This window comes from Psychrobacter sp. 5A.1, assembly GCF_030407455.1.
Lineage (GTDB): Bacteria > Pseudomonadota > Gammaproteobacteria > Pseudomonadales > Moraxellaceae > Psychrobacter.
The window spans coordinates 1-25,079 of record NZ_JASDDJ010000009.1 but is presented as its reverse complement, the minus strand read 5'-3'; the positions used below and the strand labels follow the sequence as shown (position 1 = coordinate 25,079).

Below are 25,079 nucleotides of genomic sequence, written 5' to 3'. Positions count from 1 at the left end.
AATCGCACAAAGTTATACAGTCTTTATGATTAGATGCTGCACTTGTGGTAGCTGTTTTTAAAATAGTTTGACAATATTATAGGAGAGCAGGGGATGCCGTATTTATTTGGTGGTTTGGTCGTGTTAAATGCGATCACGCTGGGCTATTATTTATTTTTGCAGCAGCCATCGACCACGCAGACGCTAAAAACAGCGAAAGAAAGTATTACTCAGCCATTAACTTTCACCAATAGCGCTAAATATATTCCGCCAATTATTGGTAGCAAAGATTAGAGCTAGAGTCTGTCATTAGTTAAAACAGTGATGCATTTTATGGCCTTAAAATGGCGAAATCTTGCCAAACATCGTCAAATAACTGATTAATATCCCGATATTATCTGCGCTATTTTTCTTGTTTGACGGCAATTTTTCTCATGTTTAGCCTCACAATCTAAATGTTGTGACATATCTCAGATTTTATATAAATACGTCAAATGATGAAAAAGTATTTAACGTATTTAACGTATTTATAGTTCTGGTTAAGTGCTGTGCCGCTGTTATCAGGCTTTTTTATGCTATGGCAGGTTATCAGAATCGGGTGTTTTTTCTGTGTCAGCGGCCAATGTTGTATCTCCCGCTACTTTAGAGAGTAGGGGAATACGTACGCATACTTGCAGTCCGCCCTCAGGATGATTGATGGCTTCGACGGTGCCATGATGTAATCGTGCAATACGGTCTACGATGGCCAACCCTAACCCGCTACCTTGCGTGGTTCGTGCTGTCTCTCCACGTTCAAACGGCTGCATGATTCGCTCCAACTGATCGTCAGCGACCCCATCACCGCAGTCTCGCACGCAAATCATTAATTGCTCCTGTGCTTCTTTGTTGACCACATTTTCACTCACCACATCAGTATCTTCGTCTTCAATGGTTTCGAGGAATGTCGGTATCACCGTTGCCGATAAATAAATGGGGGGCTTTCCATAACGATTGGCATTATTCACCAAGTTAATAACCAAACGTTTGATAGACAATGGACGTACTGGAACCACCTTGTTGCATTCTGACTCATACACAAACTTCATGGGGGCAAATTGCACCATGATTTCATTAAATATCGTATCTAAATTGGTCAGACTGACTGGCTCATCAGAACCGTCTTTCATAAACGAGATGAACTGCTCCAAAATAGCATCCATATCTTCAATATCATAAATCAGTCCTTCACGAAAAAAATCTTCTGGCAGCATCTCAGCAGTCAATCGCATACGAGTCAGCGGTGTTCGTAGGTCATGTGAGATGCCTGCGAGCATAATCGTGCGCTCTTTTTGGGCTTGGTTTAATGTCGTGAATAGGCGGTTGAATGCCATATTAACCTGACGTATCTCTGTAGGGCCTTTTTGTGTGGGTAGTGTGGTTGCGTGACCAAGACGAATATAATTGGTGGCGGCACGCTGCAAATAGCGTAGGGGGCGGTTCAATTGACGCGCTAATAGAATAATCGTGAGTAGCGATAGGATAGGCAGTCCAATCAAGAACAATATCAATAGTGTTGGGCTATATTGTGAGTAATAAACCACAGGCTCACGAACCCAAAAGCTATGATCACGGCTGTCTTGTACCCATAACTGAGGCGTTGGTTTAAATTTGAAATAAACCTCAACAGGACGACCCAACTGTGCGCCTATTTCACGTTGTAATACATCGGTAAAGAGACTGACAAAGGCCTTGTCGGCAACTTCAGGGAAATCATTAGGGTTATTCACCACCACCACATGTGAGTGCTGATAAATCCATAGACGTATTTCGGGACGATCTTGCCAGTCTTTATTGACACTATTGATCAATTGCAGCTCGCTCGTCAAATAGCGCGCATGGTTTTTTAGCTCTGGTAGATAAAGGCTGCGCCAAAAGAACAAAATTGACAAACTCACACTGATAAGCACGATAAACGCCACCATCAAGGTCGTCAGCCAAGTATTGGAATAAGAACGTGGTAGCCAACCTTTACGACGTGGCTTCGGGTTTGGAGAGATCATATGAATCCAACAGAGCAAAAGAAAAGTTATTATGATATAGCGCTTAGTTTTCTAAACATAGTCGTCTTAAGGCTAGTACGTGCATCAATCTACTGCGGTATATCATAGAATAGCATAATCAATAAAGAGTACTGATACAGTATGCAATTGATGAATGGGCTATATCGTGATTGGTATATCAAATCAAGCTTGGGATGAGTATGTTCTGTGGAAGCCAAAATAATATGATGGAAAATAGCTGATTTTCATCAGTTATATTTTACATAGACTGACATTTAAGCTATTGTTAATAAATAATTAAATATGCACAGTTTATGTTTTCAATAAATCAAGACTGTGATATAATTATGCCCTTTTTGGTATACCTGCGAAAGAGAGAATTCACATGGTTGTTATTCGTTTAGCACGGGGCGGTGCCAAGAAACGCCCATTTTATCAAGTAGTTGTTGCTGATCAACGCCGCGCGCGTGACGGTCGCTATATTGAAAACATCGGCTTTTTTAACCCACTCGCAAAAGAGTCTGAAGAAGCAGTACGCCTAAACATGGAAGCGTACAACGCGTGGATCGCAAAAGGTGCACAACCTTCAGATCGCGTTGCTTCATTAGTAAAATCTTACAACAAGTCTGCAGCTCAAACTGAAGCAACTGCTTAAGTTTTTGTTGTTACTGAGCCGATCATAGCAAAACCATGATATGACTCAGTAGACTTTAGAATACATAGCGTAACTGGTCTGACCAGGGTGCGCCATTAACTGTTTATCGCTTTTGACACAATTGTTTTTGCAATTGCTGTTTTAATCATTGTTAGGTTAGCTGCTATGTCATCTGTTCCAAACGCTAGTGCCCTTATGAAAATTGGTCAGCTTAAGAAGCCTTACGGTATCAAAGGTTGGCTTTGGGTATTCAGTGAGACGGATGATCGTACAGCGATATTCGATATGAAGCCGTGGTGGATGAAAACTGCTACTGGCATGCAACCTTTGACTGTGAAGGCTTGGCGTGAGCAAGGAACAGGAATTGTGGCTCAGTTTGAGCAGATTCCTGATCGTAACGTTGCTGAGACCATGAACGGTGTAACCGTTTGGGTCGAACAAAACATCCTGCCTGAAACAGCTGAAGACGAGTATTATTGGTCGGATTTGGTCAGTCTGCGCGTGATGAACGAGCAGAATGAGTATCTAGGTAATATCACCGAAATGTTTGAAACCGGTGCCCATGACATCATGCGTGTAGCGACAAATTCAGACAGTTTGGATAATGAAGAGCGCCTGATTCCATGGCATAAAGACACTGTGCTAGAGGTCAATATGACTGAAAAAACAGTGCTTGTGGCATGGCCAAGTGATTATTGATAGCGTTTCTGGCTTTTTAGTCAAACGTTATTCGTATTTACACCGATTGTTTTAGCCTCAATGTAAGTAGACATCAGATGTATTTTGCCGTAATTAGTATTTTCCCTGAGATGTTTGCCACGATTCGTGAGTTTGGAATCACGGGACGGGCAGTCACTCAAGGGCAAGTTACGATTGAATGCATTAATCCACGTGATTATACCACTGATAACTATCGCCGTATTGATGAGCGCCCTTATGGTGGCGGTCCTGGGATGGTGATGATGGCTGAGCCATTGTCGAAAGCCATTGAGGATGCACGCTTGCGTGCCAGTCAGCACGGCTGCCGTGTCGATAGTGAGCATTGTCCGGTGATTTATATGTCACCGCAAGGACAGACGCTTAGTGAGAGTAGTGTGGTCAATATGACGGATTACGATGGCATGATTTTATTATGCGGTCGTTATGAAGGCATTGATGAGCGCTTACTGTCACAGTATGTCGATAGGGAAGTATCACTGGGTGATTATGTGTTGACTGGTGGTGAGCTACCAGCAATGGTGCTGATGGATAGTGTGATACGTCGTTTGCCTGATATTATGGGTGATGACAAGTCAGCGGAGCAAGACTCTTTTGTCGATGGCTTGCTTGACTGTCCACACTATACTAAGCCGCATGAGTTTGCGGGTATGGCGGTTCCTGAGGTATTACTTTCAGGCCATCATGCCAATATCGCCAAGTGGCGCTTTAGTCAACAAGTCAGTCGTACGCAAACGCGTCGTCCAGACTTATGGCAAGCGTTCACACCAACGGTAGAGCAAGCGAAGTGGCTAAAAGCACTGGCAAAAGCAGATAAAAAATAGATTGTTAAAATCGAACTTTATTATCATCAAATTTGATAAACCGTTAAGAAACAGAATTTTGAGCAATAATAAAACGAGTCATCGCATAGTGGCCGTTGGTTATAACCCATTTACGTTGTGTCTCACTATAAAGAGATGCGATTAATTATTACAAACAGGTGATATGCGTTAAGCCTCTATTATCTAATGTGAGGAGATAACTCTCATGAGCAACAAGCATCCATTGGTTCAGGTCATCGAAAACGCTCAATTGCTTGAGCGCCCAAGCTTTGCACCCGGCGATACCGTTGTGGTACAAGTAAAAGTACGTGAAGGTGAGCGTGAGCGTTTACAGGCTTTTGAAGGCGTTGTAATTGCTAAGCGTAACCGCGGTCTAAACTCAGCGTTTACCGTACGTAAAATCTCAAGCGGCGTTGGCGTTGAGCGTGCATTCCAGTTGCACTCACCAATCATCGAGAGCATCGAAGTGAAACGTCGCGGTGCTGTTCGCCGTGCGAAACTATACTACTTACGTGAGCGCTCTGGTAAATCAGCACGTATCCGCGAAAAACTTGCTCCGCGTGCAGCTGCTCCAAAGAAAACTGTCGCTAAAGCATAAGTTTGAGCATATGCTTAAACTTGCTGAGCTGCTAATTAAGTGGCAAAGCAACTAAGTAAAAGTAGATACAAGCCCTTATTCATAGGTTTATCATATAAATAAGCGGGCCATACCAAAAAAGACGAAACCCCAATCTATGCGAATGCTGGATTGGGGTTTTTGTATGTGTGCCTTTATAAATTTGAGTCTCGTGAGCTCTATCACCCGTTAAAAACCAAAGCTTATTAAGTATCAGGTGTGTCAATTCGGCTAGCTTGTTTCTTAGATTTACTATGCTTGCGTAGTCTAATGTACAAGGTCTTGGTGACGGTGGCGATTAGCTTTTGCTGTTCATCAACGATGTCGACTTTGTATTCACGAAATACGGCTTCACCGTCTTTGGCCAGTTCTTGGATAGTGATAATTTCAGAACTGGGTATTTTCATGCGTGCGGTGACTTTGCTATCACCAGGCGCAACAAAGTCAATTTGCGAGCTTTTGTCCCACACCACATAATTGCTACCCAATTGATGCATCAGCATGAGCATGTAAAAAGGGTCAACCATTGAGTATAAGCTACCACCAAACTGAGTACCGACGATATTTTTGTTTAAAGTGTTTAGTCCCATGCTTACCACGCACAAACCCTGATCGAGACTGATATGGTCGATTTTGATGCCTGCACCGATATATGGTGCATAGGTGTTGAGACGCAGTTTCAGCAGATGTGGTGTCAGTAATGGCATGAGGCTCTGCTTGGCCCGACGCTTTAAGGTCTCAAAGTTGGTAGGTAATACACTCATAAACTTGTCCTGTTGCCTTTTCTTAATCTTTTGATTGTATCAATAATATATATTTCAAATAGTGTTGCTGAGGAATCAATCGGTAAAAAGTATTTATCATAATTAAAAATCACCCAGCTCGCTAGCTTTAAAGCGTAACCGAAATAGAGGTGCTATAGTCACTGAAAAGCAACAGTCACTATTTATTATAACTATCTTCGCTATTCAGCTGTGTAATAAAAAATGCACAGATATAAACAATTATCAAGAAAAATGTCATTTATTCTCCTTTAAAGCTCATATTAGAGCCATTTTTTACTGATAGTTTCCTATTAAGTTTGATTTTTTTATAAAAACAAACTTTAAGTTATATAGTATAACGATATACATAGTATCTTTAAAAGGCTTTAAGGTCGCATTCAATCACCTCATAACATACAATGGTTTGCCGTTTATAATGACCGCTTGGGTTTTGAGCTAGGGCATCTCATCCAAGCAAGTAGGAAATTGCCGTAAATATGAATATATTGACAACATTTCTGAGGATATTTGACACAATTTAGTCATTTTGAGACCACTAAATGTATCAATGTGCTAATTGATGACACGCCCTAATAGCAAATCAAAAAGTGATCAGTTAATCAAAGACGTAATCGACACAAGGAAATGTGATGAGTAATTCTCAGATCCCCTCTTCAGGGTCTAATCCGCCGCCATCGAATCTATCTAGTCATGACAGTCACCCACAGGGTAGTTATGTAGATTTACATAAACCAAGCTCAAGTTTTGACAGTCGTGATGCTTATCTAAACCATGAACTACAAATCATGCAGCCCAAACGCTGGCGTCCCAATTTGCCGTTTCGTGATTATCGCTTTGAGTATGAAGACACCATTCCAGCAATGGCCGCCACCATCGGTAAAGTGGTTATGGTGGGTGCGATTGCTGCAACATTTGCAGGTCCACTTGGTTTGGGCGATGCGTTTGTTTTAGAAAACGTTCGTTATGAGCTATTAATCGTTTCATTCTTCATCATCTTATTTTCAGGATTGCTACTCCCGACAGCCAACCTTGCAGGTACTCACGGCCCCCTTATTCCCCTTATTCCTATTGTTGTAGCCGCTGGTGGCCATCCAATGGCGTTTGGTCTGCTCATCGGTGCCTTTGGCTTGCTATTGGCAATCAGTAAAGGAGGCAGTCTGCTGGCAAATCTGACCAGTAAAGGTGTGTGCGGTGGCCTCTTGATTTACTTAGGGTTTATCGGTACGACCTCACAGGTCAAAAACCTCTTTGCTTGGGCAGAAGGTATTGGCATGTCGCATATTGCCTTTTTTATTATTTTGGCAACTATCCTGCTATATGCATTACTTGAGCACTGGCAAAAACGCTGGCTTGCGGTGCCGCTAAGCTGTGTATTAGGTGGCGGTCTCGCTTTTGCATTAGGCGCTCCTTTTGAGTTCAAAACCGCACCAGGCTTGCCGAATATGAACCCGATGTATTGGTGGGGTGAAAATACTGGTTGGATGCTAGGATTACCTACGGTTGAAAGCTTTATTGTCGTACTGCCATTTGCTATTTTGGCGGTTGCGATGTGGTCACCAGATTTCTTGGGTCATCAGGTCTTTCAAAAAATCAGCTATCCTAAACGTACTGAAAAGGTACTCATGGATATCGATGACACAATGACCAGCGCTTCGTTTCGTCAGGTAGTAGGCTCTGTATTGGGCGGTGCTAACTTTGCGTCATCGTGGGGCACCTATATTGTGCCAGCAGCGATTGCCAAACGTCCGATTCCTGCCGGTGCCTTATTGACGGCATTGTTTTGTATTATCGCAGGGGTTTGGGGCTATCCAATGGATTTGGCTATCTGGCAGCCAGTGATGTGTGTGGCATTGATCGTTGGGGTGTTTATTCCACTGCTTGAAGCTGGCATGGAGATGACTCGCGAAGGAAAAACGACCCAGTCTGCTGCGATTGTGGTGTTTGCCTCTGCATTGGTAAACCCTGCCTTTGGTTGGTCACTCACGCTATTACTGGATAATCTAGGCTTGATTGGCTCTAAAGAACGTAGTGCCAATTTGACTAAGATGAGCCGCTGGATCATACCAGGTATTATGTTTGTGGTACTGACAGGCGTGATGGCTATCGTTGGTATGCTGCCAGGCATCCCAGCATTGATGGCAAACTTCCGTCATTAGTAGTAGGTTGCTGAATAAACGATAATAGAACAAACTAAGTCAGCGAAAGCTGGCTTTTTTATGGGTGAAGCTATGATAATAATTAGCTTGTAAAACAATGACTCCCGCCCCATAACTAGCAGTATTATAAGACTTTTAAGAGCAGTAAATTCTATGGTTCATGTCTCAGAATCTAGCCCTATCGATGATAAAAAAGCCCGTCTTAAGCATTTAATTCAGCGCTTACCCAATTTGCCTGGTGTGTATAAAATGCTGGGTAAAAACGGTGATATCTTATACGTTGGCAAGGCTAAGTCCTTTAAAAGTCGTGTAAACAGCTACTTCGCAAAGACGATCGATCATCCAAAAACTCGAGCGTTAGTGGCGCGTATCCATGATATCGAAACCATTATCACGCGTAGTGAGACTGAAGCCCTGCTGCTTGAGCAAAATCTGATTAAAGAATATCGTCCTCCCTATAACGTGCTGCTACGGGATGATAAATCTTACCTCTATGTGTTTATCTCAGCCGACAAGCCTTATCCAAGATTGGCGTATGGTCGTGGTAAAGGCAATCATCAAAAAGGTCGATTCTTTGGACCGTTTCCATCTGCTCATGCGGCAAAAGAAACGCTAGTGCTGATGCAAAAAATGTTTCAAATGCGCCAATGTACCAATACCTTCTTCAATCAACGTAAGCGCCCATGTCTTGAGTATCAAATCAAACGCTGCCGTGCACCCTGTGTTGGCTTGGTGTCAGCAGAAGAGTATGCAGAGGACGTCAACAATACCATTCGTTTTTTAAAGGGTGACTCTAGTGATATTCATACCACGCTGATTGAAAAAATGGAAGCATCAGCTGAAGCGTTAGATTTTGAGAAAGCAGTATTTTATCGCGATCAGCTTTCTATGCTGCGTGAAGTGCAAGCCAAGCAAGCGGTCTATACTGTGCAAGGTGAGGCCGATGTGATTGCTATTGCCAGTCAGGCAGGCATGACGTGTGTCAACGTACTGACTGTCCGTGGCGGTCGTGTGCTGGGTGGTAAGAACTATTTCCCTGACGTCGACAGCAGCGAATCGCTCGCGGATAATTTATCTGCTTTTATTACTTCTTTCTATTTTCAGGTGACGGATGATCTGCCTGCAGAAATCATGCTAACTCATGAGCTTCCTGATCAGCTGGCAGTGAGTGAGGCATTGGCGACGCACTTTGGTAGCAAAGTCGTTATCAAAACCAATGTACGTGAACATCGTGCAGAGTGGCTAGATTTGGCAAAACTGAACACCAATAACGCGCTAAAAACCAAGCTGGGCGATTATTTAGAATTGCATGCGCGTTTTGGTGCATTAAAAGATGTATTGGCCGATGTCACCGAGCGAACCATTGATCGGATTGAGTGTTTTGATATCTCACATACGATGGGTGAAGCGACCATTGGTAGCTGTGTAGTATTTGACCAAGGTGGCTCGCGTCGCCGTGATTATCGTCAGTATGCTATCCATGACATCGTAGGCGGTGATGACTATGCGGCGATGAAGCAAGTGCTGACACGGCGTTATAAGAAGCAGCCGCTGCCTGATTTACTACTGATTGATGGTGGTAAAGGTCAGCTTGGTATTGCTAAAGAAGTATTGACTGAGTTGGGTATTCTTGGTGATACTTTGCTCATTAGTGTGGCGAAAGGGGAAGGGCGCAAGGCTGGGCTTGAAGTATTGCATTTTATTGACCATGAGCCGCTAGATCTACCGATGGATAGTAAAGCGCTGCATTTATTGATGCATATTCGAGATGAGGCACATCGTTTTGCGATTACGGCGCACCGTAAAAAACGTGACAAGCGCCGTTCATCGTCAGTACTAGAAGTCATACCGGGGCTGGGCGAAAAACGCCGCCGTGACCTGCTGAATCACTTTGGTGGTATGCAGCAACTGCTTGGCGCATCGCAGCAAGAGCTGGCAGGCGTGCAAGGTATTGGGCCTGTGCTTGCGAAAACCGTTTATAAGGTTTTGCATGAGTAAACAGCTATAGTTTAGCGGTACCTAACATCTTCAGGTATTTCGTAAGTAATAGGTAGGGTGGCGGTTGATTTTACAAATTTACCGTCTTCAGTGGCCGCATGAAATATGATTCTTTGGGCTCTTCTTGTGCTATGTTTATCTAGAAGTTCGTTACCTGATGACTCTTTAATACGAATATTGTCAACTTTGCCGTATTTATCAATATTCAGGTATAAAGATACTTGATAAGTTCCTGCGGGCTCAATTTTCTTTAATGTGCGACTACTTGGCTTGAAACTTACGGATCGCATAACTTTAGGAGGAACTATAACAGGCTCTCGTTGAGGCAGACTTTGGCAGCCTGTCATAAATGCGAAGAGAAGTACGAGTAGTAAATTTCTTTTCGCCATTTTTTAGTTCGCTATACTTTTATAAGTCACAAATTTAAAATCTAATGCACTCTTTTCATCGTGCATCTGCTCAGATTCTTCTGCCACTTCAAATTCACTTGGCAATTCAGGGTAGAATGCATCACCATCGGTAATTTCGGTGTCTACATGGGTCAGCTCAATACGGTCGGTGTACAGTAAGGCATCGCTAAAGACGCGCTCGCCACCAATCACCCAAATGGTATCTAGATGCGCGCCATGTGCCAGACTGGCTGCTTGTGTCAAAGCATCGTCTAGGTTGTGTACTACGTAAGCATTGTCTTTTCCAACGAGGCCTTTTTGCTCAGCATAATCCAATTGGCTGCTGATGATAAAGCTAACGCGCTTTGGCAAAGGCTTACTGCCCATCGATTCAAACGTCTTACGACCCATAATGACGATGCCTTGTATGCCACCATTATTTTGTTTGGTCGTCATCTTTTTGAAGTGCTGCAAGTCTGCTGAGATATGCCACGGCAGCTCATTATCCTTACCGATACAACGGTTGCTACTGATAGCAGCGATTTGGGCAACTTCGGTGTGGGCATAACTCATAATCTATCCTTTTTATTATCTTTTACAATTTTAAGCTTATTTAAATCAGTCAATCAGACCAATGCTATACCGCAACCTTGGCTTTGATAGCGGGATGTGATTCGTAACCTTCAACGCTAATATCGTCGTAATTGAAGGCAAAAATGTCATTAACATCAGGGTTAAGTGTCAACGTTGGCAGTGTATATAGCGAACGCGTCAACTGTAACTCAACTTGCTCACGATGGTTTTGATAAATATGGCAATCACCACCTGTCCAGATGAATTCACCCACTTCTAGACCACAAATTTGCGCAACCATATGGGTAAGCAGGGCATAGCTGGCAATGTTAAACGGCACACCTAGAAATAAATCTGCTGAACGCTGATAGAGCTGGCATGACAGTTTATTGTCCGCGACGAAGAATTGAAACATGGTATGACAAGGCGGTAAGGCAACTTGATCTGCTTCGCCAGGATTCCAACCAGACACGATCAAACGGCGTGAATTAGGATTGGTCTTTATCTGTTCGATGACTTGGGTGATTTGATCGACGCCATCAGCATGGTAATTGTCGTCTTCATCTTTGGTTGCGCCATAATTGCGCCATTGATGACCATAGACAGGGCCCAAATCGCCAGCAGGTCGATTAAAGCGCGCCGTCTGCTCTGCAGTAGCCCATTCGTTCCAAATTCGTACGCCATTGGCTTGCAAATAATCAACGTGAGTACTACCACTTAAAAACCAAAATAGCTCATAGGCGATGGATTTAAAATGGACTTTTTTGGTGGTCAATAGCGGAAACCCTGACGCTAAGTCAAAACGCAGCTGCGCGCCAAAGTGGCTGAGCGTACCAGTGCCAGTACGATCGCCTTTTTCAGTACCTGTGGTCAAAACGTGTTTGAGCAAGTCTAAATAGCCCTGCTCGTTATTGCTGTTAATCATAAAAATGCTCGTCGGTATTGTTTAGTACACTGATGGATATATGGCTTAATAAGCAGCTTGCTTACCCCAGTCATAGATGCCGCGTTTGTAAGCATAGACTAGTAGAATAAAGCCAATAATAATCATTGGGGCGCTGAGTATTTGCCCTTTGGTCATCCAGCCTAATAGGATGAATCCTTGGTCGACGTCTGGCTGACGGAAGAACTCAATGATAAAGCGGCTGATACCGTATCCTAATAAAAACACAGCGGATGCTGCCATACGCGGGCGCGGTTTTGATGAATACCACCATAGGAAAAGGAATAGCAATAAACCTTCAGCAAGCGCTTCATACAATTGTGAAGGATGACGAGGTAGCAAATACTGCCCATTCACTTCGACCATCAACTCTTGTAGCTCAGGGTTGGTTTGCAATTGTTGCATATCAAACCCAGCTGCTTGCGGAAAGTAAGTGAGCCAATTGTAGCCACCGTCAGAGACACGGCCCCATAGCTCACCATTGATATAATTGCCAATACGACCAAATAACAAGCCCGTTGGGACACAGGGAACGACAAAATCCAGCACTTGAAACGCGGTTTTTTTGTACTTACGGGCAAAATATAACATGCCAAGTAAGACGCCAATCATGCCGCCATGGAAAGACATACCACCTTCCCAGACTTTAAAGAGATAGGCTGGATTTTGTAAAAATTCACCGAATTGATAAAACAACACATAGCCGACACGGCCACCTAAAATAACGCCCAGTGCACCAAAAAACACCAAGTCGGACACCATGTCAGTGGTCCAATTGTCGCGTTTGGTGCTGCGATACCACGCTAGGCCATAAGCGGCGGCGAATGCCAACAAATACATCAGCCCATACCAATGGACTTCGACGGGTCCAAGTGCTAATGCTACAGGATCGTACTGAGGATGAATCATCATAAGGGCATCATAAATTTGGTAATAGAATGCCGCTCATAATAGCAAATTTCATTCGTCGAGCATACACAATTGCTATGATGCCAATCAGTTAGCATCGAGAAGTTGAACGGTTGATACAGTGCGGAACACATAGGGTAGGAAGTAGGTAAGATGCTGAATGAAACAGAACTAGGGCGTGTCATCATGAAAATATTTCATGATGACACGCCCTAGTTCTGACAGAGACATTTGTTGCTAAAAAGTTTCAAAAACGCTACGGTAATATCTTTGAGAGATACTATTTTTGATAAAAATTGTCTGGCGCGCTGATCTGATAGCCAAGCTGATAGAAAGGGTGCGCTGCTGCCATGATGGATTTTACTTCTAAGGAATGATGTATGAACGCACATGTAATACAGTCGTCTGTTTCAACAGACCATGGCAGCGCATTACCGCCGCTTAATAAAATGACTAGATGTCTTGCTTTGCCGCTTATGTTTGGTGGTAGTGCCATATTGGGGCTGTCTTCCGCGCAAGCGGCAACGAGCAGTGTCGAGCAAGTGACCATCTATCAAGGATTGGCAAGCGTGACACGGGCGCTGCCCATCGCAGGTAACGGTGAGCAAACCGTTGTATTTTCGTGCTTGTCACCTCAAACGGACAAAGAGAGCTTGAGTGTACAAGCGGTGGGTAACGTCAACGTCGGTGAAATCAGTATTGAAGAATTGACTGGAGAGCAAGCAGCGCAATGCCAATATCAAGGTGATGCTAAGGTACAGACGCAGCAACATACGTTAGCCAATATCAATGCAGAATTGGAAGCAGCACGCTTAGCAAAAGCATACTTGCAGAATTTGACCAAAGCCACGCAGGTTAATACGGATAGTACGATTGCCAATAATGCGCGCGATATAGAGACCCAAGCGACCAGTATTAACCAAAGAATTTTAGAGATTCAGCAACGTCAGGCACGTGCTCAAGACGCACTTAATCAGCTTATGTCAGGCAGCGCGACATCAACCTTTAATAATGTGACACAGGTGAGTGTACGTGCCGCCAGTAGCTCGCCAAGTAATATTAAGTTGCACTACCAAGTGCGCGGCGCAGGTTGGGAGCCGGCGTATCAAGCCCGCCTAAATACGACTAGTGAGCAGTTAAGTATCACCGCCTCTGCGATTATCGCTCAGCAAACCGGTGAGAATTGGACAAACGTACCGGTGACCCTCAGTACCGTTAATCCCAATCAAAGTACGACAGGGCAACTGCCTTATGTGCAGCGTCTGTCATTATATGAAGAGAATCAAGATGCTAAGGTTAGGCGTGAGTCACCTATGATGGATGCTGCTCCTGTGATGGCGGCAGGAATGGCTTACATCAAAAGATCAAGAGTCAGTAAGGCACCGCTACCTAATTTCAGCGTGAGTAGTCAAAACAAAAACGGTATCATCGAGTATCGTTTACCGCAGTTAGTGAGCATTCCTAGCGATGGCCGACGGGTACGTACAGTGATTGGAGAGCAGGTTGGTAGCAGTAAGCTATGGGTTCGCAGCACACCAAGCGTTGAGACTGCCGCCTATTGGTATGCCTCAGCGCCATTTCTAACACCAGACTGGGTCGATGGGTCGCTACAGCTGTACCGTGATGACAACTATGTGGGTCAATCACGTTATAGCTACCAAATGCTAAAAGAGCAAGGCATTGGCTTTGGTAGTGATCCAAATATGAAGGTCAAAGAGCTGACCAATGAAGACAAGCAAGGCGAGAAAGGCGTGCTGAACCGTACGCAATCTATAACGACCACCAACGCCTATCAATTTACCAATCAGCATAATCGCAGTGTACGCTTGCAGGTACTGGGCAGTGAGCCTATCAGCCGTGATGACAGTCTAAAGGTTACGGTCACTCATACGCCGCCTGTAACCGAACGAGATTGGAATGACAATCAAGGCATAGTAGCATGGGAGTTTGACTTACCAAGTAAGCAGTCACAAGTAATACGCTCAACGTCTCAGGTTAGCTATCCCGCCAATAAACTGTTGGCTGGCAATCAATAAGTAAAACCTTAGACTGTGCTCTTTATTTTTGCTAAAAAGCATTGGTATAACAGAAAATTATTATAAAAGGAATGCTATGTGTATCGTCGCCATTGCTTGGCAGTTATTTGATGAGCTGCCATTGGTATTATTGTCCAATCGTGATGAGTTTCTAGAGCGTCCAACTGAGTCGTTAAATCAGTGGTCTGATCAGCCTATTTATGCTGGACGTGATAAGCAAAGCGGTGGCACGTGGTTAGGCATTCATCAAGAAAAACAGACAGGTTTTTTTGAGCAGAATGGTCGTTGGGCTGCGGTACTAAACTTTCGTGATGGCGTGCAGGCAGGGACGGACGAGCGTTCACGCGGTGCGCTCGTGACTGACTTTTTGACAAGTATTATTAGCCCGATGAATTTTGCCCGAAAGATTAATCTGCAAGATTATGCTGGGTTTAATCTTATTATTGGCGATACAGCACAAGCCGTCATCGTTAATAATCGCGGTCATGCGCCAACGCCATTATATGCAGGTTTGCATGTGCTCTCTAACGGTCAGCCAGAGGACAGTTGGTTTAAGACGGAACGTTTACGTGGCAGGTTACGGCAAGAAGTATTGCCGCTCATTGCTGAAGACAGCTCGCCTGAGTACTGGCACGAGGCAGCTTTCGATGTGTTATCTGACAATACGCCAGCGCCAGCAGATAAGCTGCCTGATACTGGCGTGGCGTTTGAGGTGGAGCAGATGCTGTCTTCTGTTTATATTGAGCCAGTGGCTTTTGGCAATACAGAAAAAAATGTACCCACTTATGGGACTCGTACCCAAAGTATTTTGACGTTGCGCAAAGAGGGCGATACGGGCGAAAAATTCACCGCGAATATTATCAGTCGAGAGTTTGATCATCACTCAAAATAACTGAAAACAATAGCTGGAAACCAATAGCTGGAAACCAATAGCTGGAAAACAATAAAAAACACCCTCGGTAATTGCTAGAACTTTAGCCATTACCGAGGGTGTTTTTTATTACACTATCAAATGATTTTCTTGTTCGGGGATAATCAGTTCTTGCTTTAAGGGAAGCTCGCGCACCAGTTCTTGCAAGGCACGGCGATAAACGCCTCGTTTAAAATGAATCACTTGTCCGAGTGGATACCAGTAACTGACCCATTGCCAATGGTCAAATTCTGGTTTTCCTTCATCAAAGCGAATATGTTGAGTGTTTGCCTCATCTAAGCGCAGCAAAAACCATTTTTGTTTTTGCCCAATACACAAAGGGTGTTGTCCATGTCGCACATAGCGTTTTGGCAGTCGATAACGCAACCAATCTTGCGTCACTGCCAACAAGTCTACATGACGCGGATGTAGGCCGACCTCTTCCCAGAGCTCGCGATACATCGCATCCATCGGCGTCTCTCCGCGGTCGATACCGCCTTGCGGAAACTGCCAAGCGTTGTGACCAATACGTTTTGCCCACAGAACCTGCCCTTGTGTATTTGCCAAGATGATGCCGACATTGGCGCGAAAGCCGTCTGCATCTATCATGACTAAACCTTTTTAATTTATTTAAAATAGCTCATTTCGACTTAATGTTGTGACAACAATCATAATTATTATAGGGTGACTGTCGTCGATATTAAGTCAAAATAAGATTCATTACCGTTATTAAACCAAGAAACAAGCAAAATGTGTAACAGTATTTTGCTATAAAATGTTTCACGAGTTTAGCTGTTTAAAATCAAGTAGTTATAAATAGACTTTTGTAGGTTTTTCAGACAAGGTTTTAATGAATATAGCGATGAGTCCTGACAGTCATTCTGCTGCATACTTATTAAGTAGTAGATCGGGGATCGTAAATAGACAAAATGCCTTTGCTTTTTATGGCACGATATCAAAACAATGGCTCTATAAAATCTCGCTTTGGCTTATGCTACACTAGCAATATGAGTAACTGCCAATACGGTATTAAGGTATTAAAGCAACGTGTATTTTTAAAAATAAAAAGCAGAGAACCTGCTCATTGAAATCTAATAATTGAAATAAGGAATAGGTAAAATGTCAGAATCAAAAGCAAGTGTTACGTGGCAAGAAAACAAAGCATTTATGGGGGTGTCACCGTCAGGACATAACGTACAGATCGATGCAGACAAAGAAAAAGGCGCCAGTCCAATGGAGCTGATTCTATTAGGGCTTGGTGGTTGCGCTAGCTATGATGTCGTAGAGATTTTACAAAAATCACGCCAAGCAGTGACAGATGTACGTTGTGAGCTAACCGCACAACGTGCTGAAACCGTACCAGCGGTATATACCGATATCCATATGCATTTCGTGGTGACGGGTCAAGATGTCAAAGAAAAACAAGTTGAAAAAGCTATTCACTTGTCAGCAGAAAAATACTGCTCAGCCAGTAGAATGTTGGTACAAGGCGGCGTGAATGTCACTCATGATTTTGAAGTTATAGCAGGGTAGAGGCGAATATATTAATGAATGCACTTTTGGAGTTGGTCTCTAATACCGCAGCATCTGCCATTTCGGCAATGGTGGTGGCAAGCTTACTACCATGGTTAGTATCAATCGTTGCAAAAGCATCTGGCGGTTTTAAGCTCAGAAATAACGCACATCCTCGCGATTTTTTTCAAAATGCGACAGGAATGGCAGCACGTGCTAATGCGGCACAGCAAAACAGCTATGAGACGTTGCCTATATTTTTGGCGGCCGTCCTGACGGCGATGCTGTTCTTCGTTCCACAGGCGATTATCAATGTATTGGCTTGGCTATATGTGCTGATTCGTATTGGCTTTTGTGTGGCTTATATCACCAATTTGTCAGCTTTTCGCTCGATACTTTGGGCGTTATCGATGGCTTGTTCTTTGATGCTATTTTATTTAGCGATTCGAGTGAGTGTATAACGCTTGGCGTTAATTTTTATAGGGTCTAGATCAACCAAATATGAGCAGGTGATTATTGTTGTATGCTAGATTGTAGCGCACTGATAATCACTGCTTTGTTTTTTTCTCGTTTGATACGGTCCCATAATACCTGCGCCTCAGCATAGCCTTTGGTGAGCATCGCGAGCCACTGCTTATAACGACCGATCAATATCACTTCAGTTTTAGCCTGACCTTCCAAAAATTTTATCTGATGGGTGACCATCGCTTTCCACGACAACGTTGCCGCACTTAGCATGGCATCATCTGAACCGCAATCCACACGAGCAACTAAATCTGGACGGGTAACCGCACCGCGACCTAACATTAAATGTTCTGTACCAGCTTGCGTCATGCAGTTCTGTGCATGTTCTGCGTTCCATATTTCACCATTGGCAATGACTGGAATATCGAGCGCGTTAAAACTTTGAATCTTGTCCCAGTAGGCGGGTGGCTTATAGCCTTGGGTTTTGGTTCGAGCATGAATGGTCAGCCAATCAGTACCACTGTCATTAATCGCGCCACGAATATCATCCATTCTACTGGTGTCGGTATAGCCTAAACGTATCTTGGCCGAGACTGGAATGTCGGCAGGTACTGCTTGACGCACCGCGCTGATAATCTGATACATGGTTTCGGGTTCATCCAATAAGACCGAACCACCACGATGGCTGTTTACCGTTTTAGCAGGGCAACCAAAATTGATATCAATGGCAGGTGCACCAAGCTCGGCAGCATATGCTGCGTTATCTGCCATCAGCTGCGCTTCGCTGCCTAAAAGTTGCAAATGAATCGGTGTGCCACAGGCAGTCTTGGCATCATGACGCAATTCTGGAACGTATTTATAAAATACATGCGCGGGTAAGACATGCTGGGTCACGCGAATAAACTCGCTAACTGACCAGTCATAGGGACGACCTAAATCTGCCGCAATTTGCGTGAGAATTTGTCGCATCAATGGATCGGTCAAGCCTTCCATTGGCGCAAGTAAGCGGACGGGGTTGGCAAATAACTGACGGATGGTGTTTTGACGTGCTTGAAGTTGCTGACTATTATTCATGCTTGTTGTTCACTGCTAAAAGGTTGCTATAACGAAAGATAGAATGAAACTTGAGATTGGCAGAGATAGAGGATGATTAAGTCTTACCAAAAATAACTTTCTTGCCTGTCTGCAATCCTGATATCAAGTCTTTAATATTATGAATGTCTAAGTTAGTCTGGGCACGCGTGCAAGCGACATATAGTAAGCGCAACTCTTCTGGACTTATCTTGACCGCGTTGGTAGTGACATCATAATAAAAGTCATCATCTAACTGTACCTTTCCCCATTCAAGCCCTTTGGCTTTGTGAGCAGTTGAGATGACATAGTCGGCATTTTCGATACTGGTCAAACTATTGACCGCTTGACTCAATACGTTGGTACCATGATCGTCGACCAATTTCACCAGAGTTTTGAGATCGCTGCCTTCATTGGTTTCGGCGTATTCTTGCACATCGCCCCAATTATAAAAATATGCCAGCTCGGGCACGCCATAAGCAGACTTACCATTTTTTAAGTTTTCGGCGGCCTGACAGAATTTAAGCATACGATCAGTATCGGCTTGCAGTGCCACTCTATGACCGAGTTTAAGTCCAGTCAATAGTTGCGACATCGCAGCGGCATTGGTGCGACATAGGATAGCGTCTTTTTTACTGTGTACCATGCCTTTGTCGGTAGAGGATTGTTTATTAGGATTGCCCTTGAGCGGTACGTCTTCTTGCAGTGCTTTCAGCAGTGTATTGGCAACTTCTGCAATTGGCTCGCCAAAACGAAAAGACTGCGTCAATAAGGTTTGCGGCAGTGGTAATTTTTTCATGGCATTGACCGCACCGCGCCACTCGTAAATCTGCTGATGCGCATCGCCCACATAGATGACCTGTCTCGGTTGCTGAGTCAAAATCCCCATCATCAATGGATCTGCATCTTGTGCTTCATCAAATAAGATAAAATCCGCTGGAATGCTTGGCTTAGACAATGCCCAAAGCTTCAGATAAATATCATGCCCGATGCCAGCAGGATGACGCGCATCAATCGACTGTAACCAACGATGTTCTACGGCAGGGTAGAGCATCTCACGTAATTGCTCTGCATCTGACTCATCGAGCCAACTTGGAAATAATATATGTCTGGGTGCAGGGTAGCTGGCATGAGTACTACAAAAATTGCTCACGGCGTCACTAACGAAACGTGATAATCGAGCTGGCGTGAGCGTAATATATTTGTTTATGCCATCCATTTGCCGACGCACTTGGACAGGTTGCAAGCCCAAATCATCGCCAAGCCGCTTGGGTGAAAAGCGTGGCAAGGATAGTTTGGCCGTGATATCACGTGCGACATGACGATAGGCAAGTGAGTGAAAGGTGCGACATTCCACATGCGGTGGAAACTTTGAACGAGCATCATTGGCAATCGTTTTATTAAAGGCTAAATATAAGCCGCGTCCGCGCAGGCGCTCACCGATGAGCTTTAACGTCGTGGTTTTACCAGCACCCGCATAAGCCACCACTTTGAATGACTTGTGATCCATCGCCATATTGAGCGCATTTAATTGCTCGTCAGTGGGATCGCTCATATAAGCTGGCATAGATGCGGACATAACAAAGTTACCTAAAAGAGTAAAACATGGTCAAAAATGATGGGGGTAAAAAAAGCCACTGCATAGACAATGGCTGATTAGTGATAATATAGTCAAAAGAGGTATCGACGATTACTTGAGGCTTAAGTAACCATATTAACAGATTAGCGCGTTGGCCTGTTTTGAATTAACTGGTAAGTTTATTCTTTGTGCGAGGCCGTCTTAGTAGCTAAAGCAGCACGAGGCTCTTCTTTAATTAAAATTTTGGCTAAAAATAAACCAAGCTCAAACAATAACCACATCGGAATGGCAAGCATCAGCATCGATACCCCATCAGGCGGTGTGACGACTGCCGCCACGGCAAAACAGCCGACAATGATATAGCGGCGCTTATCTTCTAGACTTTTAATGGAGACAATGCCAGTCAATATCAATAGCAAGGTGACGACTGGAATCTCAAAGGTCAGTCCAAATACCATAAACAGTTTGAGTGCAAAGCTTAGATAACTGTCAATATCTGTCATTGGTAGGACGTTTTGCGGGGCAAACATGATAAAGAATTTTAGAACCCCTTTGAGCACAATAAAGTAAGCAAACGCTACGCCAGAATAAAATAAGAATATCGAAGATAGTAGTACTGGAATCGCGATTTTCTTCTCTTTCTTATATAAGCCTGGGGCAACAAATGACCAGATTTGATACAAAATATAAGGCATGGCAAAGAATGCAGCGACAAAAACGGTCAGGCGTATCGGTGCCATAAAGTTGGAGGTGATGTCTGTCGCAATCATGGTTGAATTGGCTGGCAGTTGTGCAACCAGTGGGTCAGACAACAAGTTATATAGCTCGCGCGAATAGCCTACCAAAGCCAAAAATATGACCAGTACCGCAACACATATTTTGATCAAGTGTCTACGTAGCTCGATTAAATGCTCAGTGATGGGCATATCGGCTAATGAGCTTAAAACATCCGCTGACGCTTCGTTTTGAGTGGCATTTGTCGTTGCTTTTATAGTTGGGTCAGCGCTATCTGAAACAGCGAGTTTTTCTTGACGGCTTTTTTTGCGTTTGAATAATTGCATCAATCAGTCTCCTGCTTATTGACAGAAGTCTGGGTGCTTACAGGGCTGTTTAGTAAGACATCGGCTTGATAGTTTGGTACGTACGGTGGCATAGGCAGACGGCGAGCTTTGTCATAAGCACCAAGACGGAACCACATATTTTCCCAAGGTTTGGTTGTGAGGGTTTGAGTAACGATGTTTGGACTGTCATTAGATACAGCAGGCACGTTATTTATACTGCTACCGTCACAGTCTGCTGCCGAGTCTTGCTGCGAATCATTTGGATTGTCAGTAGTATCATAGGCGTAATCAAACTCTTTTGGAGCAGGGGCTTGGTTACTGTTTACTCTGCTATCAACTTCGTTGTTTACAGTATTTTTATGACCATCGACGGTCTCACGGCTCGCTCTCAGCGTTTGGTTTTGTGAAGACTCAAATTCTTTCATATTACCGCGCATCTCTGCCATCTCGCGCCTCATATCCGCCTCGGTCTGACGAATTTTGGCAAGCTCTTTTTGCATTTGCTGCCGTGTTTCAGCCAAGTCTAGCTCTGCCTCTATTTCGGACTGCAACGTTGAGACCGTACGGCGAATTTTGGCATACCATTGCCCAGCCGTACGCGCTGCCTGTGGCAGTTTTTCTGGTCCCAAAACAATGAGGGCGATAACGCCAAAAAGGAGTAATTCAGAAAACCCAATATCAAACATAATGGTTGAGTGTCACTATCTAGATGCTATACATTGTGCGTATCATCAACCTTGGTGGTTGCTGGGCGTTCTTCGGTATGAGCTGTGCCATCATGATCAAGCACCGCATGTTTTTTGGCATGTTCTGTATTTTCATCTTTGACGGCTTCTTTAAAACCTTTGACCGCACCGCCCAAATCTTTACCAGCATTTCTCAGTTTGGAGGTGCCAAATACGACCACTACCACCACCAATAATATCAGCCAATGCGTAATAGAAAAACTGCCCATAAAGCTATCCTTATGTCTTGGTTTTCAGTCTGTACATGAGTAATACTTTTCATTTCTAAAAGGCTTGTACATGAGACAACCTGAAATAAAAAGTATCGACATATAATGCGACGTTAAAAGAGCTGCCATTATAACCTGCACTTATGACAAAAAGGTGAAAGCAACAATAATCAAACAGGGCAACGGTCTGGCTTATAAAAGCTATCGAGGCTGCCAAGTGATGTCATCATTGTAGGATATGGTATTGAGTGGCGATGTTAAGGCGTGTTATGGCCTCTATCGAGCAGCCTTTTCATCAATACCAGATAACCCAAAACGTCTTCCTAGTTCATTCAACACGGCCTCTGACTCTATGTCAAACCATGCCAGTCCGACCAATGTATGAAACCAAACATCCGCGACTTCATAGATGAGTTCACGACGTGCGTCATCATAATGTGCTTTGTCTTTATTTTCATCACAATTAGCAAAATCTTTGGCTGCGATAATACTTTCTGTACTCTCTTCACCGACTTTTTCTAATATTTTATTTAACCCTTTAGCATACAAGCTGGCTACATAAGAGCTATCGGCGTCGGCGTTTTTGCGTTCGGCCAGCACTTGATCGAGCTGCTGCAAAATAGAGGCGTTCTCTTTTTGGCTGTCATTGTTTGAGGTATTCTCATCGACAGCATTATCATCTACAACAATGTCATCTACAGTAATGTCATGTGTATCAGCTTCATTATCTTGATGAGTAGAAATCGCTGCATCTGAATGGTAGATATCAGCAGGATCTTTTAGCACCTTATCCACGGTTTCCCACTCAGGTGTTTGTCCAGATAAATCTAAACGCTGATAAAAACAAGACTCTCGGCCAGTATGGCAAGCAATGCCGCCAGCCTGAGTCACACTAAGTACAATCACATCTGCGTCACAGTCCAAGCGAATATCGTGCACGGTTTGCGTATGACCTGACGACTCGCCTTTGTGCCACAGTTTGGCACGTGAGCGCGAAAAATAAACCGCTGTTTGGGTTTGCGCGGTTAGCTGCAATGCTTCTGCATTCATCCAAGCCATCATTAAAATTCGACCTGACTGATGATCTTGAGCAATTGCAGGAATCAAACCATCAGTATTGAAATTTACGGCAGTCAGCCAAGCAGGTAAAGTCATCATGTATCTATCGTCTTATAAGTAGAAAGTAAAAAGGGTCAGTAAGTAATGATACTACTTACGATTCAATCAAGTTGTGATTTGAGCGAGATAGTTGTTTGAAGTGCTATGTCAGCTGATAGGCTATTTACGACCAGCTATTTTACAGCCTAAATAAATGCGGATATAGAGCTTCTTTGATTGTATTATCAAGCTTGGTCACTTTATTAAGGTGAAAGTCATAATTCACAAAATGCTGCCGTGATTTTGCCACCGTTTCACCAGTGTGTATACGTATGACTTTGATCACTATATTGCCGCCATTATCGTATATTGGCTCAACACCGACTTCTATCAACAGCTCTTCACGTACTCGTATACGGCTAATAATATCCAATTGTAATGTATCAACAATCAAGCCTTGATGGTCTGCATTAATATGTTTAATGCCTTTCGAAAATAAAAATCTTAACCGCGCTTCAGACAGTAGGGATGTCAAAGCCTCTATGGTTATGTGTTGCCCTGTATCGGCTTCAGTATGGCGCACCCGCATCACTGTCTCAAAAACAAATAAGTTGTCGTCAAATACTAACGCTTGTTTTGACACACTATCTCCTAGAGTGAGAGCGATTGTTTTGCTTACTATGGTGTGGGCTGGTAGCAATCATAACGATTATAAACACAGCGTAAGGCTGAATACATGTGGTGAATAGTCTTGTGCTATGGGCGCTTATATTGTGATGATGTTAAGTATCTACTTAAGCACAGCTTACGCTGACATTCAATCTATTTGGCAAAAAATACGCCATTTTATGAAGGTTCTCAGAGGCCACGCTGTCACGTAATTTATGCCACTTGTTGCAGGATATTGTCTACCAAAGGCCAGCCAAAACTTTTCTTGGCAAAACAGCGCACTATCTGCTAAAATACGGCCTCCCACCTCAAGGCAAATAGAGGTTTAGTGGTTGTTTTTAAAGCCACTATTCGTTATGTACTATTTGACGACCAGGTTCTATCAAAGACAAAGAGGCAAATCATCATGAAAGTTAAGATGAAAACCAGAAGCGGTGCAGCTAAACGCTTCAAAAAAACAGCAAACGGCTTCAAGCGTAAGCAAGCAAACAAAAGCCATATCTTGACCAAGAAATCAGCTAAGCGTATTCGCCAGTTGCGCGGTCTTAAGATGGTGGACAAGTCTGACGAAGCAGCAGTTCGTCGTATGTGCCCATACATCTAATAGCCTATCGTCATATGCATTTAATCAAGCGCTGTTTAATTAATAGCCACTTAATTAAAAATATTTGACCTTGCAATCTGATAACGATGTCTACTATTCGATGACATCGTGATTCGTTTAATAATGATTTAAAATATCTTGGAGTAATTTATGGCCCGTGTAAAACGTGGTGTACAGGCGAATCGTCGTCACAAAAAAATCCTAAAACGCGCAAAAGGCTACTACGGTGCCCGTTCACGTGTTTACCGTGTAGCGGTACAAGCAGTGACCAAAGCTGGTCAATATGCTTATCGTGACCGTCGCAACAAAAAACGTACTTTCCGTCGTCTTTGGATTGCACGTATCAATGCTGGTGCACGCTTAAACGGCTTAAGCTATAGCCGCTTTATCAATGGCATGAAAAAAGCTAACATCGCAATCGATCGTCGCGTACTTGCTGACATCGCTATGCATGATGCAGCGACTTTCACAGCATTGGTCGAAAAAGCAAAAGCGGAACTAGCATAAATATTAGCTACTCTTTAGATATTAAGTAG

General features: G+C 43.7%; 27 protein-coding genes. 13 read left to right on the top strand and 14 right to left on the bottom strand.

The genetic code is table 11. The features are described 5' to 3' along the window. The first annotated feature begins 93 nt into the window (after positions 1-93). Positions 94-273 (top strand): hypothetical protein, encoded by a 180-nt coding sequence (locus QL982_RS03480; protein WP_290164159.1) that lies wholly within the window; start codon positions 94-96, stop codon positions 271-273. Positions 274-554: 281 nt separating this feature from the next. Here the strand turns inward: QL982_RS03480 and QL982_RS03475 are convergent, their stop codons facing one another. Next, positions 555-2,018 (bottom strand): ATP-binding protein, encoded by a 1,464-nt coding sequence (locus tag QL982_RS03475; protein WP_290164158.1) that lies wholly within the window; start codon positions 2,016-2,018, stop codon positions 555-557. Between the two features lie 385 nt (positions 2,019-2,403). Between QL982_RS03475 and rpsP the strand changes: the two genes are divergently transcribed. The 4 genes from rpsP (at position 2,404) to rplS (ending at position 4,812) form a co-directional block, all read left to right on the top strand. After that, positions 2,404-2,673 carry a 30S ribosomal protein S16 gene (gene rpsP, locus QL982_RS03470; protein ID WP_193005559.1) on the top strand — a complete coding sequence of 90 codons (270 nt, stop codon included), beginning with the start codon at positions 2,404-2,406 and terminating at the stop codon, positions 2,671-2,673. A gap of 165 nt (positions 2,674-2,838) precedes the next feature. Next, entirely contained in the window at positions 2,839-3,372 is a 534-nt protein-coding gene (gene rimM / locus QL982_RS03465; RefSeq protein WP_290164157.1) for a ribosome maturation factor RimM, read from the top strand. A gap of 77 nt (positions 3,373-3,449) precedes the next feature. Then, positions 3,450-4,214 (top strand): tRNA (guanosine(37)-N1)-methyltransferase TrmD, encoded by a 765-nt coding sequence (gene trmD / locus QL982_RS03460; protein WP_290164156.1) that lies wholly within the window; start codon positions 3,450-3,452, stop codon positions 4,212-4,214. A 205-nt stretch (positions 4,215-4,419) separates the two neighbouring features. Further along, on the top strand, positions 4,420-4,812 hold the full coding sequence (rplS, locus tag QL982_RS03455) for a 50S ribosomal protein L19 (RefSeq protein ID WP_290164155.1): 393 nt from the start codon (positions 4,420-4,422) through the stop codon (positions 4,810-4,812). A 224-nt stretch (positions 4,813-5,036) separates the two neighbouring features. Here the strand turns inward: rplS and QL982_RS03450 are convergent, their stop codons facing one another. Continuing rightward, entirely contained in the window at positions 5,037-5,594 is a 558-nt protein-coding gene (locus tag QL982_RS03450; protein WP_290164154.1) for a DUF4442 domain-containing protein, read from the bottom strand. Between the two features lie 650 nt (positions 5,595-6,244). Here QL982_RS03450 and QL982_RS03445 point away from each other — a divergent pair. Both QL982_RS03445 and uvrC read left to right on the top strand, forming a co-directional pair. Next, on the top strand, positions 6,245-7,771 hold the full coding sequence (locus QL982_RS03445; RefSeq protein WP_290164136.1) for a DUF3360 family protein: 1,527 nt from the start codon (positions 6,245-6,247) through the stop codon (positions 7,769-7,771). 153 nt (positions 7,772-7,924) lie between these two features. Then, positions 7,925-9,769 carry an excinuclease ABC subunit UvrC gene (gene uvrC / locus QL982_RS03440; RefSeq protein ID WP_290164135.1) on the top strand — a complete coding sequence of 615 codons (1,845 nt, stop codon included), beginning with the start codon at positions 7,925-7,927 and terminating at the stop codon, positions 9,767-9,769. 11 nt (positions 9,770-9,780) lie between these two features. Here uvrC and QL982_RS03435 read toward each other — a convergent pair whose 3' ends face one another. The 4 genes from QL982_RS03435 to lgt form a co-directional block, all read right to left on the bottom strand. After that, positions 9,781-10,158: a TonB family protein gene (locus QL982_RS03435; protein WP_290164134.1), complete on the bottom strand. Its 378-nt coding sequence runs from the start codon at positions 10,156-10,158 to the stop codon at positions 9,781-9,783. 3 nt (positions 10,159-10,161) lie between these two features. Next, entirely contained in the window at positions 10,162-10,731 is a 570-nt protein-coding gene (locus QL982_RS03430) for a dihydrofolate reductase (protein ID WP_290164133.1), read from the bottom strand. A gap of 64 nt (positions 10,732-10,795) precedes the next feature. After that, a complete protein-coding gene (locus QL982_RS03425) occupies positions 10,796-11,656 on the bottom strand; it encodes a thymidylate synthase (protein ID WP_290164132.1) in 861 nt (286 codons plus the stop codon). 45 nt (positions 11,657-11,701) lie between these two features. After that, positions 11,702-12,586: a prolipoprotein diacylglyceryl transferase gene (lgt, locus tag QL982_RS03420; protein ID WP_290164131.1), complete on the bottom strand. Its 885-nt coding sequence runs from the start codon at positions 12,584-12,586 to the stop codon at positions 11,702-11,704. A gap of 377 nt (positions 12,587-12,963) precedes the next feature. Here lgt and QL982_RS03415 point away from each other — a divergent pair, with 377 nt between their 5' ends. Continuing rightward, entirely contained in the window at positions 12,964-14,619 is a 1,656-nt protein-coding gene (locus QL982_RS03415; protein WP_290164130.1) for a DUF4139 domain-containing protein, read from the top strand. Positions 14,620-14,695: 76 nt separating this feature from the next. Continuing rightward, positions 14,696-15,511 carry an NRDE family protein gene (locus tag QL982_RS03410; RefSeq protein ID WP_290164129.1) on the top strand — a complete coding sequence of 272 codons (816 nt, stop codon included), beginning with the start codon at positions 14,696-14,698 and terminating at the stop codon, positions 15,509-15,511. Positions 15,512-15,619: 108 nt separating this feature from the next. Here the strand turns inward: QL982_RS03410 and QL982_RS03405 are convergent, their stop codons facing one another. Next, positions 15,620-16,138 (bottom strand): RNA pyrophosphohydrolase, encoded by a 519-nt coding sequence (locus tag QL982_RS03405; RefSeq protein ID WP_110923585.1) that lies wholly within the window; start codon positions 16,136-16,138, stop codon positions 15,620-15,622. Positions 16,139-16,648: 510 nt separating this feature from the next. On the opposite strand from QL982_RS03405, the gene QL982_RS03400 reads away from it, so the two are divergent. Together QL982_RS03400 and QL982_RS03395 are read left to right on the top strand one after the other, a co-directional pair. Then, positions 16,649-17,062, top strand: a complete 414-nt coding sequence (locus tag QL982_RS03400) for an OsmC family protein (protein WP_110923584.1) — start codon at positions 16,649-16,651, stop codon at positions 17,060-17,062. Between the two features lie 14 nt (positions 17,063-17,076). Continuing rightward, complete coding sequence (locus QL982_RS03395) at positions 17,077-17,502, top strand: MAPEG family protein (RefSeq protein ID WP_290164128.1); 426 nt, start codon at positions 17,077-17,079, stop codon at positions 17,500-17,502. 52 nt (positions 17,503-17,554) lie between these two features. Here QL982_RS03395 and QL982_RS03390 read toward each other — a convergent pair whose 3' ends face one another. The 7 genes from QL982_RS03390 to QL982_RS03360 form a co-directional block, all read right to left on the bottom strand. Beyond that, the gene (locus QL982_RS03390) at positions 17,555-18,580 is read right to left on the bottom strand and encodes a tRNA-dihydrouridine synthase (protein ID WP_290190165.1); all 1,026 of its coding nucleotides are present in this window, start codon (positions 18,578-18,580) and stop codon (positions 17,555-17,557) included. A 76-nt stretch (positions 18,581-18,656) separates the two neighbouring features. Next, a complete protein-coding gene (locus QL982_RS03385; protein WP_197218081.1) occupies positions 18,657-20,156 on the bottom strand; it encodes a UvrD-helicase domain-containing protein in 1,500 nt (499 codons plus the stop codon). A 179-nt stretch (positions 20,157-20,335) separates the two neighbouring features. Continuing rightward, a complete protein-coding gene (gene tatC, locus QL982_RS03380; protein WP_290164126.1) occupies positions 20,336-21,217 on the bottom strand; it encodes a twin-arginine translocase subunit TatC in 882 nt (293 codons plus the stop codon). Next, complete coding sequence (gene tatB / locus QL982_RS03375; protein WP_290164125.1) at positions 21,217-21,903, bottom strand: Sec-independent protein translocase protein TatB; 687 nt, start codon at positions 21,901-21,903, stop codon at positions 21,217-21,219. The genes tatC and tatB overlap by 1 nt, the downstream gene beginning before the upstream one ends. Positions 21,904-21,929: 26 nt before the next feature. Next, positions 21,930-22,172, bottom strand: a complete 243-nt coding sequence (gene tatA / locus QL982_RS03370; protein ID WP_290164124.1) for a Sec-independent protein translocase subunit TatA — start codon at positions 22,170-22,172, stop codon at positions 21,930-21,932. 276 nt (positions 22,173-22,448) lie between these two features. Further along, the gene (hisI, locus tag QL982_RS03365; protein WP_290164137.1) at positions 22,449-23,327 is read right to left on the bottom strand and encodes a phosphoribosyl-AMP cyclohydrolase; all 879 of its coding nucleotides are present in this window, start codon (positions 23,325-23,327) and stop codon (positions 22,449-22,451) included. 142 nt (positions 23,328-23,469) lie between these two features. Continuing rightward, the gene (locus tag QL982_RS03360; protein ID WP_290164123.1) at positions 23,470-23,913 is read right to left on the bottom strand and encodes a thioesterase family protein; all 444 of its coding nucleotides are present in this window, start codon (positions 23,911-23,913) and stop codon (positions 23,470-23,472) included. A 432-nt stretch (positions 23,914-24,345) separates the two neighbouring features. On the opposite strand from QL982_RS03360, the gene rpmI reads away from it, so the two are divergent. Further along, positions 24,346-24,543 (top strand): 50S ribosomal protein L35, encoded by a 198-nt coding sequence (gene rpmI, locus QL982_RS03355; protein ID WP_010197866.1) that lies wholly within the window; start codon positions 24,346-24,348, stop codon positions 24,541-24,543. Between the two features lie 150 nt (positions 24,544-24,693). Further along, positions 24,694-25,050 (top strand): 50S ribosomal protein L20, encoded by a 357-nt coding sequence (rplT, locus tag QL982_RS03350; protein WP_011281252.1) that lies wholly within the window; start codon positions 24,694-24,696, stop codon positions 25,048-25,050. The last annotated feature ends 29 nt before the right edge of the window (positions 25,051-25,079 follow it).

What these genes read in the sequence shown, in the direction of transcription:
- QL982_RS03480 (WP_290164159.1), top strand. Translation starts at nt 94, where the DNA reads ATGCCGTATTTATTTGGTGGTTTGGTCGTGTTAAATGCGATCACGCTG.
- QL982_RS03475 (WP_290164158.1), bottom strand. Translation starts at nt 2,018, where the DNA reads ATGATCTCTCCAAACCCGAAGCCACGTCGTAAAGGTTGGCTACCACGT.
- rpsP (WP_193005559.1), top strand. Translation starts at nt 2,404, where the DNA reads ATGGTTGTTATTCGTTTAGCACGGGGCGGTGCCAAGAAACGCCCATTT.
- rimM (WP_290164157.1), top strand. Translation starts at nt 2,839, where the DNA reads ATGTCATCTGTTCCAAACGCTAGTGCCCTTATGAAAATTGGTCAGCTT.
- trmD (WP_290164156.1), top strand. Translation starts at nt 3,450, where the DNA reads ATGTATTTTGCCGTAATTAGTATTTTCCCTGAGATGTTTGCCACGATT.
- rplS (WP_290164155.1), top strand. Translation starts at nt 4,420, where the DNA reads ATGAGCAACAAGCATCCATTGGTTCAGGTCATCGAAAACGCTCAATTG.
- QL982_RS03450 (WP_290164154.1), bottom strand. Translation starts at nt 5,594, where the DNA reads ATGAGTGTATTACCTACCAACTTTGAGACCTTAAAGCGTCGGGCCAAG.
- QL982_RS03445 (WP_290164136.1), top strand. Translation starts at nt 6,245, where the DNA reads ATGAGTAATTCTCAGATCCCCTCTTCAGGGTCTAATCCGCCGCCATCG.
- uvrC (WP_290164135.1), top strand. Translation starts at nt 7,925, where the DNA reads ATGGTTCATGTCTCAGAATCTAGCCCTATCGATGATAAAAAAGCCCGT.
- QL982_RS03435 (WP_290164134.1), bottom strand. Translation starts at nt 10,158, where the DNA reads ATGGCGAAAAGAAATTTACTACTCGTACTTCTCTTCGCATTTATGACA.
- QL982_RS03430 (WP_290164133.1), bottom strand. Translation starts at nt 10,731, where the DNA reads ATGAGTTATGCCCACACCGAAGTTGCCCAAATCGCTGCTATCAGTAGC.
- QL982_RS03425 (WP_290164132.1), bottom strand. Translation starts at nt 11,656, where the DNA reads ATGATTAACAGCAATAACGAGCAGGGCTATTTAGACTTGCTCAAACAC.
- lgt (WP_290164131.1), bottom strand. Translation starts at nt 12,586, where the DNA reads ATGATGATTCATCCTCAGTACGATCCTGTAGCATTAGCACTTGGACCC.
- QL982_RS03415 (WP_290164130.1), top strand. Translation starts at nt 12,964, where the DNA reads ATGAACGCACATGTAATACAGTCGTCTGTTTCAACAGACCATGGCAGC.
- QL982_RS03410 (WP_290164129.1), top strand. Translation starts at nt 14,696, where the DNA reads ATGTGTATCGTCGCCATTGCTTGGCAGTTATTTGATGAGCTGCCATTG.
- QL982_RS03405 (WP_110923585.1), bottom strand. Translation starts at nt 16,138, where the DNA reads ATGATAGATGCAGACGGCTTTCGCGCCAATGTCGGCATCATCTTGGCA.
- QL982_RS03400 (WP_110923584.1), top strand. Translation starts at nt 16,649, where the DNA reads ATGTCAGAATCAAAAGCAAGTGTTACGTGGCAAGAAAACAAAGCATTT.
- QL982_RS03395 (WP_290164128.1), top strand. Translation starts at nt 17,077, where the DNA reads ATGAATGCACTTTTGGAGTTGGTCTCTAATACCGCAGCATCTGCCATT.
- QL982_RS03390 (WP_290190165.1), bottom strand. Translation starts at nt 18,580, where the DNA reads ATGAATAATAGTCAGCAACTTCAAGCACGTCAAAACACCATCCGTCAG.
- QL982_RS03385 (WP_197218081.1), bottom strand. Translation starts at nt 20,156, where the DNA reads ATGTCCGCATCTATGCCAGCTTATATGAGCGATCCCACTGACGAGCAA.
- tatC (WP_290164126.1), bottom strand. Translation starts at nt 21,217, where the DNA reads ATGCAATTATTCAAACGCAAAAAAAGCCGTCAAGAAAAACTCGCTGTT.
- tatB (WP_290164125.1), bottom strand. Translation starts at nt 21,903, where the DNA reads ATGTTTGATATTGGGTTTTCTGAATTACTCCTTTTTGGCGTTATCGCC.
- tatA (WP_290164124.1), bottom strand. Translation starts at nt 22,172, where the DNA reads ATGGGCAGTTTTTCTATTACGCATTGGCTGATATTATTGGTGGTGGTA.
- hisI (WP_290164137.1), bottom strand. Translation starts at nt 23,327, where the DNA reads ATGACTTTACCTGCTTGGCTGACTGCCGTAAATTTCAATACTGATGGT.
- rpmI (WP_010197866.1), top strand. Translation starts at nt 24,346, where the DNA reads ATGAAAGTTAAGATGAAAACCAGAAGCGGTGCAGCTAAACGCTTCAAA.
- rplT (WP_011281252.1), top strand. Translation starts at nt 24,694, where the DNA reads ATGGCCCGTGTAAAACGTGGTGTACAGGCGAATCGTCGTCACAAAAAA.